The organism is Bradyrhizobium sp. CCBAU 11361 (genome assembly GCF_028128935.1).
Taxonomy (GTDB): domain Bacteria; phylum Pseudomonadota; class Alphaproteobacteria; order Rhizobiales; family Xanthobacteraceae; genus Bradyrhizobium; species Bradyrhizobium niftali.
The window spans coordinates 1-1,259 of sequence record NZ_LBJZ01000090.1 but is presented as its reverse complement, the minus strand read 5'-3'; the positions used below and the strand labels follow the sequence as shown (position 1 = coordinate 1,259).

Sequence of the window (1,259 nt, the reverse complement as noted above, 5' to 3'; positions counted from 1 at the left end):
AAAGTTGCCTCCACCGACGCCGCGGCGATCCGGGCGCGCACGTCCTCCCATTGCGCCGGGAATTGCGACTTTCCTCGTTGCTCGATGAAGTCCTTGGAGCTCAAAACGGTCCCGACGGCGACGAAGAGTGCCAGCACGGTCTCCCTGCTGTCGGACTTGCGCGCCTCGAGCGCCATGCCGATCGTGACCGGTGGCCGGGCGCCTTCCGTGTCTTCGAAACCGAGCGCGATGTAGGTGCGCGCCTCGTCGCGCCGGCGCTGATCTTCGCCGAGCGTCCCAAGGCAGTAATCGACGACGCTGCGCTTCGAGCCGCTGCGCGATTTTCCGCTATCGCCGGCGACCGCGTTTAGGCGCAAGAACCGCCGGCTCCCGCCGGTGAGAACGACCTGTGCCATGTCGAGGATTGTCGATTTGCCGGACCGGTTCTCGCCCAGGACCCCGACGTGTCCTGTCACGTCGATGTCGGCGACGTCGAACAGGTGCCAGTTCACCATCGTCAGGTGGCGTAGCTCCATCATGCCTCGCCTCCTGTGGGCTGCGGAAACCGCGCCTCCTCGCTACGGACGTAGCGCTCGAGCCGTTGGAGGGCATCGCCGCCACTGATCAGCTTAATCATCGGGCGGATCCTGATCTCGCAGTCCTGCTGCTCGTCGTCAAAATCACCGATCTCGACCAAACTACGTTGGGCGGCCTCGCGCAGGATGTCCCGGAAGCGGGCGGGCGAGATCGCGCCACCGCCGCCGTGTTGCGCCATCTCGCGGTAGCGATCGAACAGGTCGTTCAAAGTGGCCACTACGACGGCCCGGTCCTCGACTGCTCCGACGTTCACCTCCTGCTGCCAATATGCCGCCAGCACCAGCATGACGATGGTTTCGTCGAGCTTCATCCGGGGCAGCGGCACGTCCTCGTCCATGGCGACGATGCCGGCCCACTGCGCCTCCGGATCGCGATGGACGCGGTATCCGCAACTATCGAAGAAGCCGTCGACCACGTCGCGGAAGCGGCCGTCCATGATCGTGTTGTAGACTGTTCCGGTCCGGGGGTCTCCCGCGAACACGAACTGCCGCCGTAGCAGGAAGTGCAGCGCTTTGCGGAGGTCGACTGCCTTTTCCGCGCCGAAGGAGCGCTCGACGTTTTCGAATTCACTGAGCATGAGCCGCCCTCGCCTTCCGGAGTGCGCCCGATCGCCTGACCACGAAGTTCGCACACCGAAGCCATTCGCTGTCGTGGGGCGGCGTGTCTGGGCGCGGCTCCAGATC

The 1,259-nt window shown here is 65.1% G+C and carries 2 protein-coding genes; both read right to left on the bottom strand.

All coding sequences use genetic code 11. The features are described from left to right. A partial coding sequence (locus XI08_RS09990; RefSeq protein WP_271574284.1) for an ATP-binding protein occupies positions 1–518 on the bottom strand: 518 nt, incomplete at its 3' end. After that, a partial coding sequence (locus tag XI08_RS09985; protein WP_271574283.1) for a DUF4194 domain-containing protein occupies positions 515–1,259 on the bottom strand: 745 nt, incomplete at its 5' end. The genes XI08_RS09990 and XI08_RS09985, both read right to left, overlap by 4 nt.